Consider the following 22,558-nt stretch of genomic DNA (forward strand, 5'->3'; position numbering starts at 1 on the left):
CGCTTTCGCGAGCAGGCTCGCTCCCACAGGGTTTTGCGTCAGATCCCGGAAATCAATCGATTCACAAATCCATTGTGGGAGCGAGCCTGCTCGCGAAGACGCCAGACCAGGCAAATCATCTCTGCATGCCACCCCGCGCGCGCCTCACAACTTCGACACATCCCCGGTAGCCTCGGCAATCGTCGCCAAGGTTTCCTCCATGCTGGCGATGTCTTCATGCAGCTTTTGAAACACCAGATCCAGCGACTCGGGAGCGTCCACGGTCTGATGGCCACGCAGCGACTCGACGCTACTGCTCTCTACGTGTTGAAGAATGTCCACGCTTTCTCGCAGTGCCAACAGCTGATCAAAGATCGCGGCAATCTGCGCCTGGCTGCGAGTGCTCATCGCTTCCCCGGCTTACAGATCAGTGATCCCCATCCCAGACATGTGATGACCATAAATCAGCCCCTTCTAAAGAAACGATGAACACAGAAAACAACAGCCTGCTCAGCCTTTGGTTTTTCGCGGATCGGCAGCGCGCGGTAAAGTGCGTTCTTGCGTGAATGATCAAGACCGATAATGGATTGACCTTGAGCGGTTCAGAGAGTTTGAAAGAATTAATCCCCACTCAATACGCGAACTCGTGCCCCAACTCGCTCTCCATCCACGCCAGAAAACGCCTGACCCGTGGAAAGCTCGAATGCGCCTTGGGGAATACCAAATGGTGCGCCGCCACCGCAGCACTCAGTGATTCAGGCGCGACTTCAACCAGCGTGCCCGCGGCCAGATACTTCTGCGCCAGCAATGTGCTTTCCAGCGCGAAACCCAAGCCATGACTCGCCGCTTCCAGCGACATGTAGGAACGATCGAAGCTCAATGCATAAGGCCGTTCCGGACGCGCCAAGCCGTGCTGGGCAAACCATTGCGGCCATTTGAGCAGGGTGGCTTCCGACAGAATCAGATCGCACTCCAGCAGATCCGCCGCGCCGCGTATCGGGCGTTGCGCGAGCAGTTTCGGTGAGGTCAGCACCGCGAACGTCTCGTTCCTGACCGTGCGCACCTCATAGCTTGGCCAGTTCGGCAGACCATGGCGGATATCGACGTCGATCTTGTCGCGACTGAAGTGCAGCGATTCATAGGAGCACGACAGGTTGATCTGAATGTCCGGATGACTCGCACGAAACGCTTCCAGGCGCGGCATCAGCCAGAGCAGGCCGAAGCTTGGCGACGAGTGCAAGCGCAGGCAATCGAGGCTGACATCGCTGGCAGCACGTTCGGTGGCAACGGCGAGACTGTGCAAAATCCCGGAAACTTCCTTGAGGTATTGCTCGCCGACCGGCGTCAGCGAGACGCCACGGGCAGCACGGACGAATAATTGCCGGCCGATCATCCCTTCCAGTTTCGCCAGTTGATGGCTGACTGCCGAGGGTGTCAGGTCCAGCACTTCCGCCGCTCTGGCGACGTTGCCGAAGCGCGCGGTTTGTTCGAAGGCCTGAATTGCTTTCAGCGGTGGCAGGTTGATCGATGCCTCAGTGTCTGAGCGCATGGTGACTCCGTGGTGATTTCTTGTGATGTACGGACCGGTTTCATTCAAGCATTTGCGAAACGGTCTGACGAGTGCTGAATTTTTTCAGCATTGAGTGACTTCCGCGTTATTGCTCACGCTCGCCCCGGAGGACAAGCTGAGTCATCGGTTACTTACACACCGACCCAATAAAAACAATTCGAGGGAATCCTCCATGCTTCTTCAAGGCAAAGTCGCAATCATTACCGGTGCCGCATCTGCCCGTGGCATTGGCCGCGCTACCGCCAGTACATTTGCGCAACACGGCGCTCGCGTGGTCATCCTCGATCTGGATGCATCCGCAGCACGTGACGCCGCCGCAGCACTGGGCGAAGGTCATCTGGGCCTGGCGGCCAACGTGGCCGACGAAGCGCAGGTTCAGCAAGCCGTCGCCGCCATCATCGAGCACTTCGGGCGCATCGATATCCTCGTCAACAACGCCGGCATTACCCAGCCACTGAAGACTCTGGATATTCGCCCTTCGGACTACGACAAGGTGCTGGACGTCAGCCTGCGCGGCACTTTGCTCATGTCTCAGGCGGTGATTCCGCTGATGCGCCAACAGTCTTCCGGCAGCATCGTCTGCATGTCGTCGGTGTCTGCCCAGCGCGGCGGCGGCATCTTCGGCGGCCCGCATTACAGCGCGGCCAAAGCCGGTGTGCTGGGGCTGGGCAAGGCCATGGCGCGGGAATTGGGGCCGGACAACATCCGCGTCAACTCCATCGCCCCGGGCCTGATTCACACCGACATCACCGGCGGTCTGATGCAGGATGAACGCCGCCACGCCATCATCGACGGCATTCCGCTAGGTCGCCTGGGTCAAGCGCAGGACGTCGCCAACGCCGCGCTGTTTCTGGCCAGCGACCTGTCCGCTTATCTGACCGGCATCACCCTCGATGTGAACGGCGGCATGCTGATTCACTGAGTAACTCTGGGCGGGCCTGCGTGGCCCGTGCGGTTCTGGATCGATGACGCAGCCGGGCCTGATGGCCTGGCGGTCAATAAAAACAAGAGATCAGACCATCATGACTACCCTGTCGCTCGAAGCGGTTTCGACCGTGCGCTCTTCTGCCTACCGCAAAACGGCCTGGCGGCTGATGCCGTTCCTGATGCTGTGCTACCTGTGCGCCTATCTGGACCGGGTCAACGTCGGTTTCGCCAAACTGCAAATGATGAACGATCTGGCCCTCAGCGAAACGGTCTACGGACTGGGCGCCGGGGTGTTTTTCATCGGCTATTTCCTTTGCGAAGTGCCCAGCAACATCATCCTGCACAAGGTCGGCGCGCGAGTGTGGATTGCGCGGATCATGATCACCTGGGGCATCGTCTCGGCGCTGTTCGCCTTCGTCGAAACCGCGTGGCAGTTCTATGCCCTGCGCTTTCTCCTCGGGATTGCCGAAGCCGGTCTGGCGCCGGGCCTGCTGCTCTACCTGACGTATTGGTTTCCGTCCTATCGGCGGGCGCGCATGACGGTGTTGTGGTTCATCGCCATTCCGCTGTCAGGCATGGTCGGTGGCCCGCTTTCGGGCTGGATCATGAACCACTTTGCCGGTGTGCACGGCTGGGCCGGCTGGCAGTGGATGTTCGTTTTGGAAGCGGTGCCCACCGTGCTCGTCGGCCTGCTGGTACTGAGTTATCTGAAAGACGGCGTGCATCAGGCGACCTGGCTCAATGACGAGGAAAAAGCGCTGATCACTCGCGAACTGGCCGAAGACGACCAGCAAAAGGTCACCCATGCCTCGGTCGGCGAGTTCATCCGCGACCGGCGCTTGTGGCTGCTGGCGGCGATCTACTTCTGTGTGGTGATGGGCCAATACGCGATCACCTTTTGGCTGCCGACACTGGTGCGTAACGCAGGGGTTTCCGACCCGCTGCACATCGGTTTCCTGACCAGCCTGCCTTACCTGTGCGCCATCGCCGCCATGCTCCTGGTCGGCCGCAGTGGCGACAAACATCGCGAGCGCCGCTGGCACCTGATCGTGCCGATGATCGCCGGTGCGATCGGCTTGAGCCTGGCAGCGATGATGGGCGGCAATCCGACCTTGTCGATCCTCAGCCTGTGCCTGGCCGCCTCCGGCATTCTATCCGCCACCTCGTTGTTCTGGATGCTGCCCACCACGCTGCTTGGCGGGGTGTCTGCGGCCGCCGGCATCGCGGCGGTCAACAGCTTCGCCAACCTCGCCGGGTTCTGCTCGCCCTATCTGATCGGCTGGATCACCACCCTGACCGGTTCCAGCGCCATCGGCATGTACCTCATCACCGGCGTGCTGTTCCTCGGCGCCAGCCTGGTCCTGCGTATTCCCGCCGCTTTGGTCAATCGTTGAGTCAACGGAGTTTCATCATGACGACTAATCTTGCACACGCTGCATCGCTGAGCCTCACCCAGCGCGCGCACAACATTCGCCGCCATGCACTGCGCATGGGCCAGGTTCAGGGGCAGGGCTATGTGGGCCAGGCCCTCGGCGCGGCTGACCTGCTGGCGGTGTCTTACTTTCATGCGATGAACCATCGCCCCCAGGATCCCGAGTGGGAGCAGCGCGATCGCTTCTATCTCTCCATCGGCCACTACGCCATCGCGCTGTACGCAGCGCTGATCGAAGCCGAGATCATTCCCCTCGACGAGCTGGAAACCTACGGTTCGGATGACAGCCGCCTGCCGATGTCGGGCATGGCCGCCTACACCCCGGGGATGGAAATCACCGGCGGTTCGCTGGGTCAGGGCCTGGGCATCGCAGTCGGCGCCTGCCTGGGCCTCAAGCGCAAAGGCTCGGCCTCGTTCGTCTACAACCTGCTGTCCGATGGCGAACTCAATGAAGGCTCGACCTGGGAAGCGGTGATGTCGGCGTCGCACTGGCAGCTCGACAACCTGATCGCCATCGTCGACGTCAACAACCAGCAGGCCGACGGTTACTCCAGCGAGATTCTCTCGTTCGAACCCATCGTCGATCGCTGGCAAGCCTTCGGCTGGTTTACCCAGCGCGTCGACGGCAATGACCTTGACGCCCTGGTCGCTGCCTTCGATGCCGCCCGCAATCACCCCGGCGGGCAACCGCGCGTGATCATCTGCGATACGAAAATGGGCAAGGGCGTGCCGTTTCTGGAGAACCGGGAAAAGAACCACTTCATTCGCGTCGAAGAGCACGAATGGGACCTGGCACTGAGCAACCTTGAAGAAGGAAAAGACCAATGAGCAACGCCGCCAACACTGCGCCTTCGACTGCTACTGGCGCGCCGGTGAAAAAGCGCCTGACCACCTCGGCGATGATTGCCTCGATTGCCTCCGAGGGCCAGGCGACCCGTTCGGCACCGTTCGGCCATGCGCTCGCAGCGCTGGCAGACCAGCGCGCGGACATCGTCGGTCTCTCGGCTGACCTGTCCAAGTACACCGACCTGCACATTTTCGCCAAGGCGCATCCGGAGCGTTTCTATCAAATGGGCATGGCCGAACAGTTGCTGATGAGCGCTGCGGCGGGCATGGCGCGTGAGGGTTTTGTGCCGTTTGCCACCACCTACGCGGTGTTCGCCTCGCGGCGTGCTTACGACTTCATCTGCATGGCCATCGCCGAGGAAAACCTTAACGTCAAAATCGTCTGCGGTTTGCCCGGCCTCACCACGGGTTACGGGCCGAGCCACCAGGCCACCGATGATCTGGCTATTTTCCGCGCCATGCCCAATCTGATGATTGTCGACCCGTGCGATGCACTGGAAATCGAACAGGCCGTGCCGGCCATCGCCGCTCACCAAGGCCCGGTCTACATGCGTTTGCTGCGCGGCAATGTGCCGTTGGTGCTGGACGAGTACGGTTATAAATTCGAGATCGGCAAGGCCAAGACCCTGCGCACGGGCAACGACGTGCTGATCATCTCCACCGGGCTGATGACCATGCGTTCGCTGGAAGCGGCCAAGCAATTGCAGGCCGACGGCATCGATGTGGCCGTGCTGCACGTGCCGACCATCAAGCCGCTGGATGAGCAAACCATTCTCACCGAAGCGCGTAAATCCGGGCGTCTGGTGGTCACAGCCGAGAACAGCTCGATCATCGGCGGTTTGGGTGAGGCGGTTGCCGGGTTGTTGTTGCGCAATGGCGTGACGCCCACCTTCAGACAGATCGCGTTGCCCGACGCCTTCCTCGACGCCGGTGCCCTACCGACGCTGCATGATCGCTACGGCATTTCGACGCCGGCTGTCTGCGCGCAGATCAAAGCCTGGCTGTAACTCCACCGTGGGCGGCGCTTCGATCAGAGGCGCTCGCTCATTCGAGAACAGGAGGCAGAACGTGAAAGCACATGAACTGCTGGATCCCGACTTCAAAAGCTTTTTAACCCCCGGCGCACAAGCCTGGACGTTGGAGACGCTGCCCGCGATCAGGGAGCGTGTCCATGCGACATTCAAATCCCTAGAACAAGCGCGCGGTGAAAGCCTATGGACCAAGGCCCACGACGGTGAGGATTTGCGCCTGTGTCTTTACCGGCCTGCCGCCGGGGCACCGGGCGGTAATTTTGCGGTGATCCTGTACATCCACGGTGGAGGTTTCGTCCTTGGTTGCCCCGAAATGGCCGATGACTATCTGGCTAACCTCGCCGAAGAACTTCAGGCGATCATCGTCGCTGTCGATTACCGTCTCGCGCCAGAGCACCCCTTCCCTATTCCCCTGGAAGATTGCTACACCGCCCTCGGCTGGGTTGTCGCCCACCGGCAAACGCTCAACATGGACGCCGACAACGTGATCGTCATGGGTCACAGTGCCGGTGCAGGTCTGGCAGCAGCGCTGGCAATTGTGGCGCGGGATCGCGGCGTATATTCCATCGCCAGCCAGGTGCTGGTGTATCCGATGCTCGATTACCGTTCGGGCAGCCCGGCCTCGCCTCACCAGAACAGCACGACCGGAGTGATTGGCTGGCCGGCGCAAGCCAACCAGTTCTGTTGGGATTGCCTGCGCGCTGACCAAGCGCTGGATGATCTGCCAATCGGCTGGTTTTCGCCGGCCCTGCAAGACGATCTGCGTGACTTGCCACCGACGTTTATGGCCGTCGGGGCGCTGGATCTGTTCCTGGAAGAGGACGTTGCATTTGCCCTGCGTCTGTCGCGCGCCGGGGTTGCCGTCGAAATGCATGTCTACCCTGGGGCGCCACATATGTTTGATCAGTGCCCCGGTAGCGTTAGCGATCAGTCTGCGCTGGATATCGCCCGATCACTTCGGCGATCGATAGCTAGCGCATTAACTGCTGAGGGATAGAAAGAACAGCTGAAACGGTACGACTGGATTTCTTATACAAAGCCTTCCCCCTCCCACGCTTATTGATTAATACCTTCGCAGACCGGCAGCTGCGGAGGTTGGCCTGCGCTTTGAGAAATTCAATATCGCTTAGCCATCGCTCTCCTCGATTCCGCCCGGATATTTTCCAGCGTCTCTTTGGATAATGTCGAAACCGACACATTTTGTTGCACCCAAAAACCCCTTGGATCCAACGTCCCGACAAACGGTAACGACCTGAATAGAACGAATTTTCAAAGAGATAAACGTGGGCAAATGGCCCATCCATACGCTCGTCAAAAATCAGGCAGCCCCATCTGACACTCCCTATCTATGGTTTTAAAACCATCCGTGGACGTCCGCCCCACCCATTTACAGGGAGTAGTAATGGACAACATCGTCATTGCCGACAAAGCCAATTCTCAGCTCACTGCCCAGAACTGGGGCAATGTTCAGCTCAGTCAGCCTTCAGTTGTACAAATGCCGGTTCGGCCCGATCAATTGGCGTCGACCAGTCGCAGCGGTCAGGATTTGATTGTCAATCTGAAGTCTGGCGAGCAAATCAAAATCTCCAATTTCTTTGTCACCAGCCCTGACGGCGTGCCCAATGACATTGTCTTTCAGGGTGACGACGCGACGCTGTGGCAGGCGCGCTACAGCGCCGAGCCGTTCAACGGCTTTACCTTTGACGAAATCAATTCGCTGGACGAGCTGATCGCTGGCGTCGGTGTGGTGGATGGCGCGACGCCGGCCTGGGCGATTGCCGGGCTGGGCCTGTTGGGCGCGGGTGGTGCGGCGGCCGCTGCGGGCGGAAGTGGTGGCGGTGGCGGCGGCGGTGGTGGCGGTGGCGGTGGAGACGCGACGCCTCCTGCGCCCGCGACCGGATTAACCTTGTCGGCCGATGGCCGGGTGCTGAGTGGTTTTGGCGAAGCTGGCAGTGTCGTTCAGGTACGCGATGCAGCCGGCAACATTTTGGGTTCCGGAACCGTTGGCGCCGATGGCAGTTTCCAGGTCGACCTGGGTACGCCGCAGAACAATGGCCAGCCGCTCGACGTCACGCTCACCGACCCTGCGGGCAACGTTTCGACGCCGGGTACGGTCACTGCGCCGGATACCACCGCGCCCACCGCGCCAGGCAATCTCAGCGTGAGCGCGGATGGCACGCAACTCGGCGGCACCGGTGAAGCCGGCTCGACCATCCAGGTGCGCGCCGCCGATGGCACGCTACTCGGTAGCGCTGTGGTGGCGGCGGATGGCACTTTCAGCGTCGCCCTCAGCCCCGCGCAAACCGGCGGCCAGCCGCTGACCGTGAATGCCACCGATGCGGCAGGCAATATCTCGACCGGCGCAACGGTCAGCGCGCCGGAGATCGTCGAACCGACGACGCCAGGCAATCTCGATTTGAGCAGCGACGGCAGTCAACTGACCGGCACCGCCCGAGCCGGCACCACGATTGAAGTCCGTGCCGCCAACGGAGAATTGCTCGGGCGTGCGGCGGTGGCTGCTGACGGCACTTTCCTGCTGACGCTGGTTCGTGCGCAGGCCAACGGTGAAACCTTCAGTATCGTGGCGGTCAACAGCGCCGGTGCGCAATCGCCGACCGTGACCTTCAATGCACCAGACATCACCGGCCCCGCCGCTGCAACGGATCTGGCCGTGAGCAGCGATGGCCTTTCGGTGACCGGCCGTGGCGAACCCGGCAGCACAGTCAGCGTCACCAATGCACAAGGCACGCTGCTCGGCACGGCTCTGGTCGCCTCCGATGGCTCGTTCACTGTGCAACTCAATGCCGCGCAAATCGATGGTGAGGCGCTGAGCGTGCTGGTCACCGACGCCGCCGGCAACCCTTCGCCAGCAGTGACTATCATCGCGGTTGACCTCGACGGGCTGACCCAACCAAGTGACATCGCAGTGAGCATCGATGGCACGCAGTTGAGTGGACGCGGCCAGGTCGGTTCGACCGTGACGGTGCGCGACGCCAACGGCAATGTGCTCGGTTCGGCCGTGGTGGCGGCGGACGGCACGTTCAGCCTGCAACTGAGCAGTCCGCAGAACAATGGCGAAACACTGCAGATCAGTGCCAGCGACGCCGCTGGCAACACTTCCGCACCACTGAACTACGTGACGCCTGACACCCAAGGGCCGACGGCCGTCTCCGATCTCGCGCTCGACGCTCAGGGGCAGACGCTCACCGGTAAGGGTGAGTTGGGTGCGTCGGTCACTGTGCGCGATCCGGCCGGCAACATCATCGGCACGGGCACGGTGGATGCCGATGGCAATTTTACCGTTCCACTTTCCACACCACAGACCGATGCGCAACAACTGCAAGTGATCCAGACCGACGCAGATGGCAATCCATCGGCGCCGGTCAACGTGATCGCACCCGATCTGACCACACCGGTAGCCGTGACCGATGTGAGCATTTCCGCCAATGGCGCCGTAGTCTCCGGCGCGGGTCAGATCGGCGCCACCGTTACTGTCACTGACACCAACGGGACCGTGCTGGGAACAGCTTTGGTCGGCAGCAACGGCCGGTTCGAAGTCACCCTGTCTTCACCACAAACCAATGGCCAGAACCTCAGCGTTGTGCAGACCGATGGCTCGCCCACTGGCTCCCCGGCAGTTCCAGTTGAAGCGCCGGATATCCAGGCCCCCACTGCCCCTTCCAATCTGGCGCTGAATGCAGGCGGCACTGAACTGAGCGGCACAGGCGAACCCGGTGCCACGGTGTCGGTCAAGGATTCGGCCGGCAATACCTTGGGCACCGCGATCGTCGACGGCACCGGCACCTTTACAGTGCCGCTGAACAGCCCGCAGATCGATGGCCAACAACTGCAAGTGAGCCAATCGGATGGCGTGAACGTCTCCCCCAACACGCCGCTGACCGCAGCGGACACCACCGCGCCGCTGGCGCCTGACAATCTCGTGCTGGCCAGCAACGGCGTGACGTTGACCGGCACAGGACAAGCCGGCAGCACCGTAACGGTCAGCGCACCGGACGGCACGGTAATCGGTACGACGGTGGTCGCCAGCGACGGCAGTTTCAGCGTCAACCTGAGCCCGGCTCAGCTCGACGGTCAGGTGTTGAGTGTGATCCAGACCGATGCGAGCGCCCTGCCCTCGCCCGCCACACCGGTCACCGCACCGGACATCACCGCCCCACCTGCACCGAGCGGTCTGCTCATCGATCCGGCGGGTGCCACGCTCACCGGCACCACGCAGCCCAATAACACGGTGCAGGTGCTGGATGCCGACGGCAACGTCATCGGCACCGCGACCGCTGACGGCACGGGCGCCTTCACGGTCAACCTCGATACTGCGCAGACCAATGGCGAAGCCTTGCAAGTCGTGGTGTCGGACGGCGCCAACAGTTCGCTTCCCGGCAGCGTCACTGCGCCGGACAGCACCCCGCCGGCGCCAGTCAGCGATCTCGCGCTCAATCCCGCCGGCACGCAGGTCTCTGGCCTTGCCGAACCGGGCACCACGGTCACCGTCAGCATTGCCGGCGGTGGCGCTGTGCTGGGCACCACGACGGCCGATGCGGACGGCCGCTTCGTCGTGACCCTCAGTCCACCGGCCGAGCCTGGCGGCAATCTGGAAGTCATCAGCACTGACGGCGGCGGCAATGATTCGCCCGTTGTGCCGCTGGCAGGACTGGACGGTACCCAGGTCGCGACCCCGACCGATCTGGCCTTGAGTGCCGATGGTTTCACCCTGACCGGCGCCGGAACGCCCGGTTGCACCGTGACGGTGACCAGCAGCAGCGGCGCTGTGCTCGGCTCCGGGCTGATCAACAGCTTCGGCCGGTTCACCCTGTTGCTCAGTAGCAAACAGATCAATGCGCAAGTCCTCCAGGTGACGGCCACCAGTCCCGACGGTGACGTGTCGATTCCGGGCACGGTGACGGCGATCGATGGCACGGCGCCGGACGCGGTGACCAATCTGGCGCTGAATGCCAACGGCACGACACTCACTGGACGCGGAGAGGCCGGGGCGACGGTCACTGTCACCGACGCCACAGGTACCGTGCTCGGCACTGCACTGGTCGCCAGCAATGGCACGTTCAGCCTGACGCTGACGCCGGCGCAGCTCAATGGCCAGGCGCTTACCGCGATCCAGAGCGACGCCGCCGGCAACCTGTCGCAACCCGCCGGCATCATCGCTACCGATCTGCAACCGCCAGCTGCCGCGACTGGCGTCAGCATCAATGACGTCGGCACCGTGGTCAAAGGCCAGGGCGAAGCCGGCAGCACCGTGACCGTGCGCGATGCCGCCGGCAATGTTCTGGCCACCGGCGTGGTCGATCAGAGCGGCAATTTCCAGGTCACCTTGCCCAATGCGCAGAACACCGGCGAAACCCTGCAGGTCACCCTGACCGACGCCAACGGCAACGCCTCGATTTCCACTGGCGTGGTCACCGTCGACGGCACCCCGCCGGCCGCCGTGCAGAATCCGCTGATCAGCGCCGATGGCAGCACCCTCAGCGGCACGGGTGAGGCTGGCGCAACAGTCAATGTCACCACCGCCAACGGCATCGTGCTAGGCAGCGCCGTAGTTGGCGCGGACGGCTCGTTCAGCGTGACCCTGGCGCCAGCGCCAACCAATGGTGAAGCGCTCGCGATCAGCCAGACCGACCCTGCCGGCAACGTCTCGCCATCGACCAGTGTCAACGCCCCCGACATCAGCCCGCCGGCGGCACTGACCCAGGTTGCGGTGAATGCTGACGGTGTCACCGTCACCGGCCACGGCGAGCCCGGCGCCACCGTGTCTGTGCGCAGCGCCGACGGCACCCTGCTTGGCACCGCGCAGGTCGGCAGCGGCGGCGCGTTCACTGTCACCCTCAACGCAGCACAACTGAATGCCGAAGTGCTGACCGTCACTCAGGAGGATCCGCCGGGCAACGTTTCGACTGCGGTTGAAGTCACCGCCGTGGATTTGACTGCGCCGGCGATTCCGAGCGCATTGACCCTCAACGCTGCCGGCGTGCAACTGTCGGGTAACGCCGAGGCCGGCAGCACGGTGACCGTGCGTGACAGCCAGGGCAACCTCCTCGGCACCACCACGGCGGCCGCAAACGGCACTTTCCAGATTACTCTCAACAGCCCGCAAACCAACGGCCAGTCGCTGAACGTGACGGCCACCGATGCGGCAGGCAATCCGTCAGCCCCGGCAATCGTCAATGCGGTCGATAGCACGGCGCCGTTGGTGGCGAGCGATCTGGCGGTGAGCGCCAGTGGTGCCACCCTGACCGGCATTGGTGAGGTCGGCGCCAGCGTGGAAGTTCGCGATGCCGGCGGTGTTTTGCTGGGTACCGCGACCGTTGCCAGCAACGGCAATTTCAGCGTCACGTTGTCCCCGGCTGCCGTGGCTGGATCGAATCTTTCCGTGGTGCAGATCGATGCAGCCGGCAACACCGGACCGGCGGCGCCGGTGACTGCACCGGGCAATCTGGCGGAAAGTGCACCGACCAATCTGGCCCTCAGCGCTGACGGCCTGACCCTGACCGGCTCGGCCACCGCCGGCAGCACCGTGAGCATTCGCAATGCCTCGGGCGTGTTGCTCGGCAGCGCGCTGGTGGCGGCCAATGGCACTTTCAGCGTCACCCTCAACGTCGCGCAACTCAACGGCGAACAGCTGTCTGCCGTGGCGACGTCGAGCACCGGTATCAATTCATCCCCGACCGACTACACCGCTGCCGATATCGCCGCGCCAACGCCGCTCAGCGAACTGAGCCTGGCACCGAACGGCACGGCCCTGACCGGGCGCGGTGAAGCCGGCGCCACGGTGACCGTGCTCGGCACCGGCGGAGTGGTTCTCGGCAGCGCCGTGGTGGCGGCCAATGGCACGTTCAGCGTCACCCTCAGCCCGGCACAGACCTCTGGTCAGACTTTGAGCCTGAGCCAGGCCGACACCGCCGGCAACGAATCCAACAGCGTCAACCTGATCGCCCCGGATCTAATCGCGCCCAATCCGCCGGCGGCGCTGGTGGCGAGCGCTGACGGCACCTTGCTGTCGGGCACCGGTGAGGCCGGCACCACGGTCAACGTGTACAACGCTGCCGGATCGCTGGTCGGGACCGGCACCGTGAGCATCGACGGCACCTTTGCGATCACCCTGACCACACCGCAAGCCAACGGCCAGGCGCTGACTGTGTCGCTGACGGATGCAGCGGGCAACGCCTCGGCAGCCACGCCGTTCACTTCGGTCGACAGCACACCGCCAGCGGCCGTTTCGCAACTGAGCATCGGCGGCGACGGCGCAAGCCTGACCGGGCGCGGCGAACCGGGCGCGCAGGTCCGCGTCATCGACAGTGACGGCAACGTGCTTGGCACCGCCGTGGTCAGCGCGACCGGTACCTTCACGCTGCCACTGAACCCGGCGTTGACCAATGCCGAAGTGATCACCGTGGTCCAGGCCGACGCAGCAGGCAACGACTCGCCGGCAGTGAACCTGACCACGCCGGACTTCACCCCACCTGATCCACTGGACAACGTCGATATCAACTCGTCCGGCGCGCTGGTCATCGGTACTGGCGAACCCGGCGCGACCGTGACCGTGCGCGATGCCAACGGCACTTTGCTCGGCACCAGTGTGGTACTCGGCGATGGCACCTTCAGCGTCACCCTCAATCCGCCGCAGATCAACGAACAGATCCTCAGCGTGCAGCAGGCTGATCCACCCGGCAACGTCAGCGCCCCGGTGACGGTCACCGCACCGGATCTGACCCCGCCAGCGACGCCGGCCGATCTGCAACTGAATGCCGATGGCGGCCTGCTCACCGGTACCGGCGAAGTCGGCGCCACTGTCCGTGTGACGTCGGCCGATGGCACCGAACTGGGCACAGGCACGGTGGGCAGCGATGGTCGTTTCCAGATCACCGTGACCCCGGTGCAGACCAATGGCCAAGCGCTGTTTGTGGTATTGGCGGATGCGGCCGGCAATGCCTCGCCTGCCGGCACCCTGACCGCGCCGGACAGCACGCCTCCTGCCGCGCTGACCGATGTCGATATCGACGCCAGCGGCAGCCTGATCACCGGCTCCGGTGCGGCTGGCTCGCAGGTGGTCGTCACCAATGCGCTGGGCACCATCGTCGGCACTGGCACGGTGCAGGCCGACGGCAGTTTCAGCGTGACGCTCGACCAGCCGCTGCTCAATGGTGAAGCCTTGTCGGTGATCCAGCGCGATGCGGCGGGCAACCCTTCGCCGATCGTGCCCGTCACTGCGCCGGACATCACCCTGCCCGCTGCGCCCACCGACCTCGTTCTCACGCCTGATGGCCTGACACTGACCGGCAGCGGTGAAGCCGGCGCCACGGTGCGCGTGCTCAGCGCGACTGGCACGGTACTGGGCTCGGCAACCGTGGCCGGCAATGGCTCGTTCAGCGTGACCCTCAATCCGCCGCAAGTGAACGGCGAGCTGTTGAGCGTCAATCAGACCGATCTGGCATCCAACACATCGCCGACAGCGCCCGTGCAAGCGGGCGATATCACCGATCCCCTGGAGGTGGCCGACCTCAATGTCAGCCAGGACGGCTTGACCGTCACCGGTACTGGCGAGCCCGGAGCGACCGTCACCGTGCGAGACGGCGCGGTGGTGCTCGGCACGGCGACGGTGGCCGCAGATGGCAGCTTCAGCGTCACCTTGTCTTCGGCGCAACTCGATGGCCGCGCGCTCTCGGTAGTGCAAGCCGACGCGCAAAACAACCAGTCCGAGCCCGTACTGGTCGACGCGCCGGACAGCACTGCACCGATCGCACCAACGGTGACATCGCTGACCGGCGCCGGCACCTTGCTCGCCGGAACCGCCGAAGCCGGCAGCACCGTGACTGTGCTGTCCGCCACCGGCACCGTGCTCGGCACGGCGGTGGCATTGGGCGACGGCACCTACACAGTCACGTTGAATCCGGCTCAGGCCAATGGTCAGTTGTTGTCAGTGATCGCGACGGATGAGGCGCAAAACGCATCGCCAGTGCTGCTCTACCCGGCGGCTGATACTACCGCTCCAGATGCCGTCACCGGTCTGACCATCAGCGGCGATCTGAGCCAGCTCGCCGGTCGTGGCGAAGCCGGCGCGAGTGTCGAAGTGACCGATGCGCTGGGCAATATCGTCGGCACCGGCACAGTGGCCGCCAACGGTACGTTCCTGATCGATCTGGCGCCGGGCATCACTGCCGGCCAGGTGCTGACGGTGAATCAGATCGACGTGGCGACTAACATTTCGGCAGATGCCAGCCTGATCGTTCCGGCCGTTCCGGCCCCGGATGCTCCAGCCAATCTGGCGCTCACGGCCGATGGTCTGACGCTGACCGGCACTGCGGCCATTGGCACGATCATCAATGTCTACGCGCCGGACAACAGTCTGATCGGCACCGGCGTCACCGGCGCGGATGGCACGTTCAGCGTCGTGCTGACGCCCGCGCAAACCAACGGCGAAAGCCTCGAAGTCACCGCCAACACTGCGTTGGGTGGCGCCTCGCTGCCGACTGAAATCACCGCAGGTGACACCTCGGCGCCGGCGCCACTCAGCGATCTGGCGGTCAACGCCAACGGCACTTTGGTTACCGGTCGCGGCGAAGTCGGCGCGTCAGTGACCATCACCGGCGCTGGCGGCGTGGTGCTGGGCAATGCGACGGTTGGCGCCAATGGCACTTTCAGCGCACAGCTCAATACGCCGCAGGTCAACGGTCAGGTGCTCAATGCGACACAGACCGATGCGGCCAACAACACCTCATCCGGTCTTAACGTAACGGCGCCCGATATCACTCTCCCGGCCGCTCCGACAGCACTGGTCCTCAGCGGTGCCGGACTGGTGCTCGGCGGGCTCGGTGAAGCCGGCGCCACCGTCACTGTTCGCGGTGCGGGTGGCGCGGTGCTGGGCACGGCGACGGTGGCGGGCAATGGCTCGTTCTCGGTGACCTTGTCCTCCGCGCAACTGAACGGCCAGCAGCTGAGCGTCACGCAGAGTGATGCGGCGGGCAACGTTTCGCCGGTTACCAACCTCAGCGTCGCCGATACCACCGCGCCGGCGCCGCTGAGCAATGTCAGCCTGAACGGTACTGGCCTGGCCGTCAGCGGCACGGGTGAGGCCGGCGCGACCGTCAGCGTGACCAACGCAGCCGGTACCGTCCTCGGCACCGCTGTGGTCAATGCTGGCGGCACCTTCACCGTGCAACTGTCCAGCGCGCAATTGAATGGCCAACAGCTCAACGTCCAACAGGCCGACCCGACGGGCAATCTGTCGCAGGTCTTCAATCTGACGGCCCCTGACGTGCAGGCGCCGATTGCAGCCAGCGGTCTGACGCTCGCTGCCAACGGTCTGACTTTGAGCGGTACGGGCGAAGCCGGTGCGACGGTCAACGTCTACGGCCCGGGCGGCGCGCTGATTGGCACTACCACCGTGGGCAGTGGCGGCACGTTCAGCTTCAACCTGAACACCGCACAACTCGACGGGCAGCTGTTGACCGTGCGTCTGGTCGACCCGGCCGGCAATCTGTCGCCCAGCGCCAGCCTGACAGCGCCGGACATTACCGCGCCCGGCGCGCCGACCGGCGTCAGCGTCAATGGCAGCGGCACCGTGCTCACTGGCGTCGGTGTGCCCGGTTCGACCATCAGCGTACGCGGCGTCGGCGGTGTGGTGCTCGGCACCGCGACCGTTGCCGCCAACGGCAGCTTTTCGGTAGTACTGGCATCGGCGCAGATCAACAGCCAGGTGCTCAGCGTCACCCAGGCCGATCCGAGCGGCAACGTATCGGCTGCGGCGAACGCGACGGCGCCAGACCTGACGCCTCCAGCGGCGGCCACCGCGCTGCTGGTCGGCGCCGACGGCCTGACCGTCACCGGTACCGGCGAAGCCGGCGCAACCGTGACCATCAAGTCGGCCAGCGGCACCGTCCTGGGCACCGCTACGGTCAACAACCTCGGCGTGTTTACCGTCACCCTGAGCAGTGCGCAGATCAACGGTGAAAACCTCACCGTCAACCTCAGCGACGCACGCGGCAACGTTTCGGTGGCCGCCAACGTCATTGCGCCGGACGTCGACGTCAACGCGCCAGTGATCGCCAGCGATAACCTCGCCGTCGGCACCGTCACGCTGGCCCCGGTCACCGCCTCGCAGACCTTCAACGACTCGTTCACCACGCTGCTGGCCGGATTCTCGAAAACCTTCACTTTCACCGTCGCCGGCGGCACGCGTCTTGATCCGACCCTGACGCTGACCACCAGTAGCCTGATTTCGCTGATCGATGGCGTGGTCTACACCCTGCAAGTCAAGGATGCCAGCGGCAACTGGGTCACTCTGGATGTCAACGGCAGCGGCGGCCTGCTCGACCTGATCGCGCTCGCCGGCCAAGGCGTGCGGGTCGACATCGGTAACCTGCTGTCAGGTGATTATCGACTGACGGTGTCGAGCACCGGCATCGGCGTGCTGACCACGGTCAATACCCAGCTGCAACTGGATGTCAGCAGCCTGACCCAGTTCAACGGCATTGCCGGGCCAGCGGTGACCGGCAACGTCATCACCAACGTCGGCGTCGATGGCACGGCCGATCAGACCGGCCCGGACAACGGCGCGCAGTTGCAGATCTTCAAGAACGGCGCCTGGGTCAGCGCCGGCGCCGGCACCACGGTGCAAGGGTTGTACGGCACGCTGACCATCGACGCCAACGGCAACTACAGCTACAAACCGAACGGCAGTGTCGGCAGCGTCGGCAAAGTCGACGTGTTCAACTACCAACTGGTGCACCCGAACGGTTTGAGCGACACCGCCAATCTGTACGTGCGCATCGACAGCCCGCAAGCCAGCGAAGTGTGGAACGATGCCAACCTTGGCAGCCCGGCGCTGGTGGTGGATGCCACGCCAGACGTCGCCTCGACTGACGTCACCCTGATCAACCGCGAAGTCACCACCAACTCTGCCCTCGGCACCTTCAATGTGCTGCTGGGCGGCGGCAGCGGTAACTACAACACCGTGGTCGCGGCCGATACCGTCAGTGACCTGACCGTGGTGGTCAACTCGAGCAACCTGCTGGCGCTGCTCGGTTCGATGACGGTGGGCCTGTACAAGCTCAACACCGCCACCAATCAGTACGTGCTGGTCAAGAGCTACGGCGGCAACGCCCTGGTCAATCTCGGCGGCGGCAACTACGGGATCAAGTTCGACGACCAGACCGCCGGCAGTTATCAGGTGCGGGTGGCAGTGGGCGGCCTCGGCCTGCTGACCAGCGTCAACACCAGCCTGATCAACGTCGCGACCTACAACAATCAGTTCGTGGTCGGCAGCTACACACCGGTATCGGGCAACCTGCTCACCGACACCGCTGGCGGCGGCGCCGATGTGTTGGGCTCGGTCTACACCTTGCTCAGCGTGCTGGTCGCCGGCAGTTACGTCGCGCCGGGTTACAACGGCGTCTCGCTGGTCGGCAATTACGGCACCCTGGTGGTCCAGGCCAACGGCAACTACACCTACACGCTCAAGGCCGGCCTGACCGATGCGGTGATCGGCCAGGAAGACACCTTCACCTACCAACTCACCCACCCCAACGGCACCGTGGATACCGCGACGCTGACCATCGACCTGAACAATGCCGGCGCATTCGCCAGCACCGCGTTCTCGGCACTGGCCAGCGATGACCTCGGTCTGGCCCATGTCGCTGGTAGCGAACTGATCCAGGGCACCGAAGGCAACGACACCCTCGACGGCTCGCACGGTGGCGCCGTCACGCTGCAAGGTGGCGGTGGCGACGACACGCTGATCATCGCCGATCAGCAGTTCACCTCGGTGGACGGCGGCAGCGGCACCGACACCCTGCTCTGGGCCGGTGGCGATGTGTCGATCAACCTCGGCGATCTGCAGAGCAAGATCCACAACGTCGAAATCCTCGACCTCAACCATTCCAGTGCGGTTGCGCTGACATTGAATCTCGGCGATCTGCTGGCGATTACCTCTTCGGACAACAACACCCTGCTGATCAAGGGTGACGACAGGGACAGCGTGCACATGACCGATGGCTGGGTCGCCGATGGCACGCAACAGGCCGACGGCATCGACTATGTTCAATACACGGCACAGGAGGATCCGAGCCACCACTTGTGGGTGCAGAACGGCATTCAAGTGGTTTGAAACAAGACATCAAACGTCGGTCTCTCAACAGTAAGGGAAGTCTGTGGAGTCAGTTTTTCGCCAGAAATGGCCGGTGGTCCTGTTGACCATCGGCCTCTACCCCGCTTTCACCGTCGGCGTTCGCGCCGACGAAAACCTCGTCAGCAGCTTGCGCAGCATCAGCCCGTCGCAACTGCAACAACCTGCAGGCAATGACAATCGTCAGCGCCCTGCCCCTGCTTCAAAAACGGCCGCCAACGCGGATACTTTTGGGCTGGAACAAGCGGTCAGGCTCGCCGTGGACTGGCACCCACGCATCGGCGAGGCCATCGGCACCCTGTTCCAGCAAGGCGAAGGGGTCAACGTCGCCGAGTCCGGCTATTACCCGCAGGTCACCGGAGGCATCAAGGGTGGTTACACCAGCGGTTACGGCAGCGATGCCGGCAGCCAGTCGGTGAACATTTCCCTCAAACAGATGCTGTACGACTTCGGCAAGGTTTCCAGTTCGGTCGACGCCGCCCGCGCCCGCGTGGCGCGCAGTCAGGCCGGGATTCTGCTGGCGATCGACGACATCGCCCGCGACACCGCCAGAGCCTACATCGAAGTGCAGCGTTATCAGCGTCTGCTCGAGGTTGCCCGTGAACAGATTCAGGGCATCGGCGGCATCGTTGATCTGGCCAAACAGCGCAGCGACATGGGCGCCAGCACCCGCTCCGATATGGTCCAGGCGCAGTCCCGCGCAGAAGGCGCGACGGCGACGTTGCAGGAATTCAAGGCGCAATACGCACGGTGGCAAGCGACCCTGACCAGTCTGCTCGGACGACGCACGCCGCCGGCAGTCAGCGACGCCGCCGCGCCGACATTGACTCAGGCCTGTGACGCGTCGCAGATTTCCGACACCCTGCCCGCCGTTCTCCAGGCAGCTGCGCAACGCACCCAGGCCCAGGCCGAGCTGGCCCAGGCCAAAGCCGAGGCCTACCCGACCCTGTCGCTGCAACCCTCGGTCAACCAATATCTGGATGACCACTACGACGATCAGAACTCGCGAGCCGATCGCACTCAGGTCGGGATCTTTCTCAATCTCGAAGTGCCGATCTATCAGGGCGGTGCGATCAGTGCGCGCAGCCGCGCCGCCGGGCATGCACTGACCGCAGCGGACTCGGCCGAAGACTTCGCCCGTCTGCAAGCGCGCCAGGGTCTGGCCGAAGCCCAGGCGCAAACCTCGGGCCTGAACCGGCGGCTGCGCTCGCTGGAATTTCGCCAGACCAGCATCACCGAGGCACGCATGTTGTATGGCCGCCAGTACCTGGAACTGGGCACGCGGCCGCTGCTGGACTTGCTCAACGCCGAGCAGGAAATCCATCAGTCGCGCTTCGATCTGGTCAACACCCAGGCCGAGCTGCAACGTCTGCAGATCGACTGCTTCTACAACAGCGGTGCGATTCGCCGGGTCTTCGGCATCGACCACAGCGCCATCCAGAATGTCGAGATCCTGCCATGACCGATGCCAGCATCACTGTTCCCGAACCCGCTGCTGCCGAAGCTCGCGAAGATTATTCGCCGTGGCTGGAAGCGGTGCTCAAGGTCGCCCGCCACTATCGCCTCGACGTCTCGCCGGAAAGCGTGCGCCTGGCTTCGGTGCACAGCGAAGGCCGCGTCGAAGAAGTGGTTCGGCACATGGCGCGGCAGGCCGGTTTGAGCGTGAAGTTCGCGGTTTTCGACAACAAGAGCCTGAGCCGCTGGCGCACGCCGCTGGTGGTGCAACTGCGCGATGGTCAGGTCGGCGTGCTCGAAAGCATCGGTGAGACCGGCGAGCTGGGCATCTGCTTCAGTGGCGATCAAGGTTTGCAGAGTCGCATGGAGGCTGGCGCGCTCGCCGAGCAGGCGCTGCGCACGGTGATTCTGCGTCCGACGCAACCGGTGGCGGACGTGCGCACCAACGATTACATCAAACCCTACGACGAGCACTGGTTCCGGCGCATCGTCCTCACCGATCTGCGGCCCTACAGCCAGGTGATGATCGCCTCGCTGGTCGCCAACCTGCTGGGCATGGCCGGGGTGCTGTTTTCCATGCAGGTGTACGACCGGGTGATTCCGGCCGAGTCGCTGCCGACCCTGTACGTGTTGTTCGGCGGGGTGATGCTGGCGCTGCTGTTCGATTTCGTCATGCGCATTCTGCGTCTGCGCATCACCGATGTGCTGGGCAAGCGCGCCGATTTGCGCGTCTCCGATCTGGTCTTTGGCCACGCCTTGCGTCTGCGCAATTCCGCGCGGCCGAAATCCACCGGTTCGTTCATATCGCAGTTGCGCGAGCTGGAGCAGATCCGCGATCTGATCACCTCCAGCACCGCCACGGCACTGGCGGACATGCCGTTTTTCCTGCTGTTCCTGCTGGTGTTCTATTTGATCGGCGGGCCACTGGTTTTGATTCCACTGGTGGCGTTGGTGTTCATGTTGCTCCCCGGGATCATCGCGCAACCGCGTCTGGCGCGACTCGCCAATGCGTCGATGCGTGAAGCGGCGCTGCGCAACGCCATGCTGGTGGAAAGCATTCAGGGCCTCGACGACATCAAGGCGCTGCAGGCCGAGCAGCGTTTCCAGCAACAGTGGAATCAGTACAACGCCGCCTCGGCGGACAGCAGCCTGCGCCTGCGCACCTTGACCAACAGCCTGGTGGCGTGGACGCAGAACGTACAAGGCGGAGTGTTCGCGGTGGTGATCGTGTTCGGCGCGCCAATGGTGATTGCCGGCGACCTGACCACCGGCAGTCTGGTCGCGGCGTCGATTCTGTCGTCGCGGATGATGGGGCCGATGGCGCAACTGACCCACGTGCTCACCCGATGGCAGCAGGCCAAGGTCGCGCTCGAAGGCTTGAACCGGATCATGCAGATGCCGGTGGATCATCCCGAAGGCAGCCAGCGCGTGCACTTGCCGGCGATCCGCGGCGACTACCGCCTGCGTCAGGCCAGTTTTCGCTACAGCGAAGAATCGTCCCCGGCGCTCAACAACATCGACCTGAGCATCCGGCCCGGCGAGCGCATCGCCCTGCTCGGCCGCAACGGCGCCGGCAAGTCGACGTTGCTGCAAGCGCTGGGCGGCGCGATGGATCTGAGCAGCGGTGAGACCACCCTGGACGGCATTGCCCTTGCGCATCTGGATCCGGCCGATCTGCGCCGCGATGTCGGCCTGCTCTCGCAACAGGCGCGACTGTTTCACGGCACCTTGCGCGACAACATCACCCTCGGCGCCGGTCAGGCCAGCGATCAGGAAATCATCGCCGCGTTGACTGTCACCGGTGCGCTGGACTTCGTTCGGCAGCTGCCCAAAGGCATGGATCATCTGGTACTCGAGGGCGGGTTGGGTTTGTCTGGAGGTCAGCGTCAAAGCCTGTTGCTGTCGCGCTTGTTGATCCGCCAGCCACAAGTGCTGCTGCTCGACGAACCGACAGCCGCGCTCGATGACGTCACCGAGCGGCTGCTGCTGGAAAAACTCGCGACCTGGACCCAGGGCCGAACGCTGGTGGTTGCCACGCATCGGGTCAGTGTGTTGCAACTGGTCGAGCGGATCATCGTCCTCGACAACGGCCGCATCGTCATTGACGACCATCGCGACGCGGCACTCGCGCGGCTGCGCGCACCGGGCAAAGGAGTGGCGGTATGAAG

Annotated in this window: 10 protein-coding genes; 8 read left to right on the top strand and 2 right to left on the bottom strand. The window is 63.6% G+C overall.

Translation table 11 applies throughout. The annotated features are described in order from the left end of the window. Positions 1 to 144: 144 nt before the first annotated feature. The gene (locus ACZZ0K_RS12075) at positions 145 to 387 is read right to left on the bottom strand and encodes a hypothetical protein (RefSeq protein ID WP_041480449.1); all 243 of its coding nucleotides are present in this window, start codon (positions 385 to 387) and stop codon (positions 145 to 147) included. Positions 388 to 610: 223 nt separating this feature from the next. After that, entirely contained in the window at positions 611 to 1,528 is a 918-nt protein-coding gene (locus ACZZ0K_RS12080) for a LysR substrate-binding domain-containing protein (protein ID WP_258708033.1), read from the bottom strand. 193 nt (positions 1,529 to 1,721) lie between these two features. Here ACZZ0K_RS12080 and ACZZ0K_RS12085 point away from each other — a divergent pair, with 193 nt between their 5' ends. The 8 genes from ACZZ0K_RS12085 (at position 1,722) to ACZZ0K_RS12120 (ending at position 22,556) form a co-directional block, all read left to right on the top strand. Further along, positions 1,722 to 2,471, top strand: coding sequence for an SDR family NAD(P)-dependent oxidoreductase (locus ACZZ0K_RS12085; RefSeq protein ID WP_252883659.1), 750 nt, complete (start codon positions 1,722 to 1,724; stop codon positions 2,469 to 2,471). Between the two features lie 100 nt (positions 2,472 to 2,571). Further along, positions 2,572 to 3,870, top strand: a complete 1,299-nt coding sequence (locus ACZZ0K_RS12090; RefSeq protein WP_041480451.1) for an MFS transporter — start codon at positions 2,572 to 2,574, stop codon at positions 3,868 to 3,870. Between the two features lie 17 nt (positions 3,871 to 3,887). Next, complete coding sequence (locus ACZZ0K_RS12095; protein WP_463559115.1) at positions 3,888 to 4,736, top strand: transketolase; 849 nt, start codon at positions 3,888 to 3,890, stop codon at positions 4,734 to 4,736. Next, on the top strand, positions 4,733 to 5,761 hold the full coding sequence (locus ACZZ0K_RS12100) for a transketolase family protein (protein ID WP_258708031.1): 1,029 nt from the start codon (positions 4,733 to 4,735) through the stop codon (positions 5,759 to 5,761). Before ACZZ0K_RS12095 ends, ACZZ0K_RS12100 begins: the two co-directional genes overlap by 4 nt. 61 nt (positions 5,762 to 5,822) lie before the next feature. Next, positions 5,823 to 6,782 (top strand): alpha/beta hydrolase, encoded by a 960-nt coding sequence (locus ACZZ0K_RS12105; protein WP_258708030.1) that lies wholly within the window; start codon positions 5,823 to 5,825, stop codon positions 6,780 to 6,782. Between the two features lie 405 nt (positions 6,783 to 7,187). After that, complete coding sequence (locus ACZZ0K_RS12110; protein WP_258708029.1) at positions 7,188 to 18,917, top strand: BapA/Bap/LapF family large adhesin; 11,730 nt, start codon at positions 7,188 to 7,190, stop codon at positions 18,915 to 18,917. 43 nt (positions 18,918 to 18,960) lie between these two features. Next, complete coding sequence (locus ACZZ0K_RS12115; protein ID WP_258708028.1) at positions 18,961 to 20,397, top strand: TolC family outer membrane protein; 1,437 nt, start codon at positions 18,961 to 18,963, stop codon at positions 20,395 to 20,397. Then, entirely contained in the window at positions 20,394 to 22,556 is a 2,163-nt protein-coding gene (locus tag ACZZ0K_RS12120) for a type I secretion system permease/ATPase (RefSeq protein ID WP_122507026.1), read from the top strand. Before ACZZ0K_RS12115 ends, ACZZ0K_RS12120 begins: the two co-directional genes overlap by 4 nt. Positions 22,557 to 22,558: the final 2 nt, after the last annotated feature.

The sequence above is a fragment of the Pseudomonas sp. AC255 genome (genome assembly GCF_979258175.1).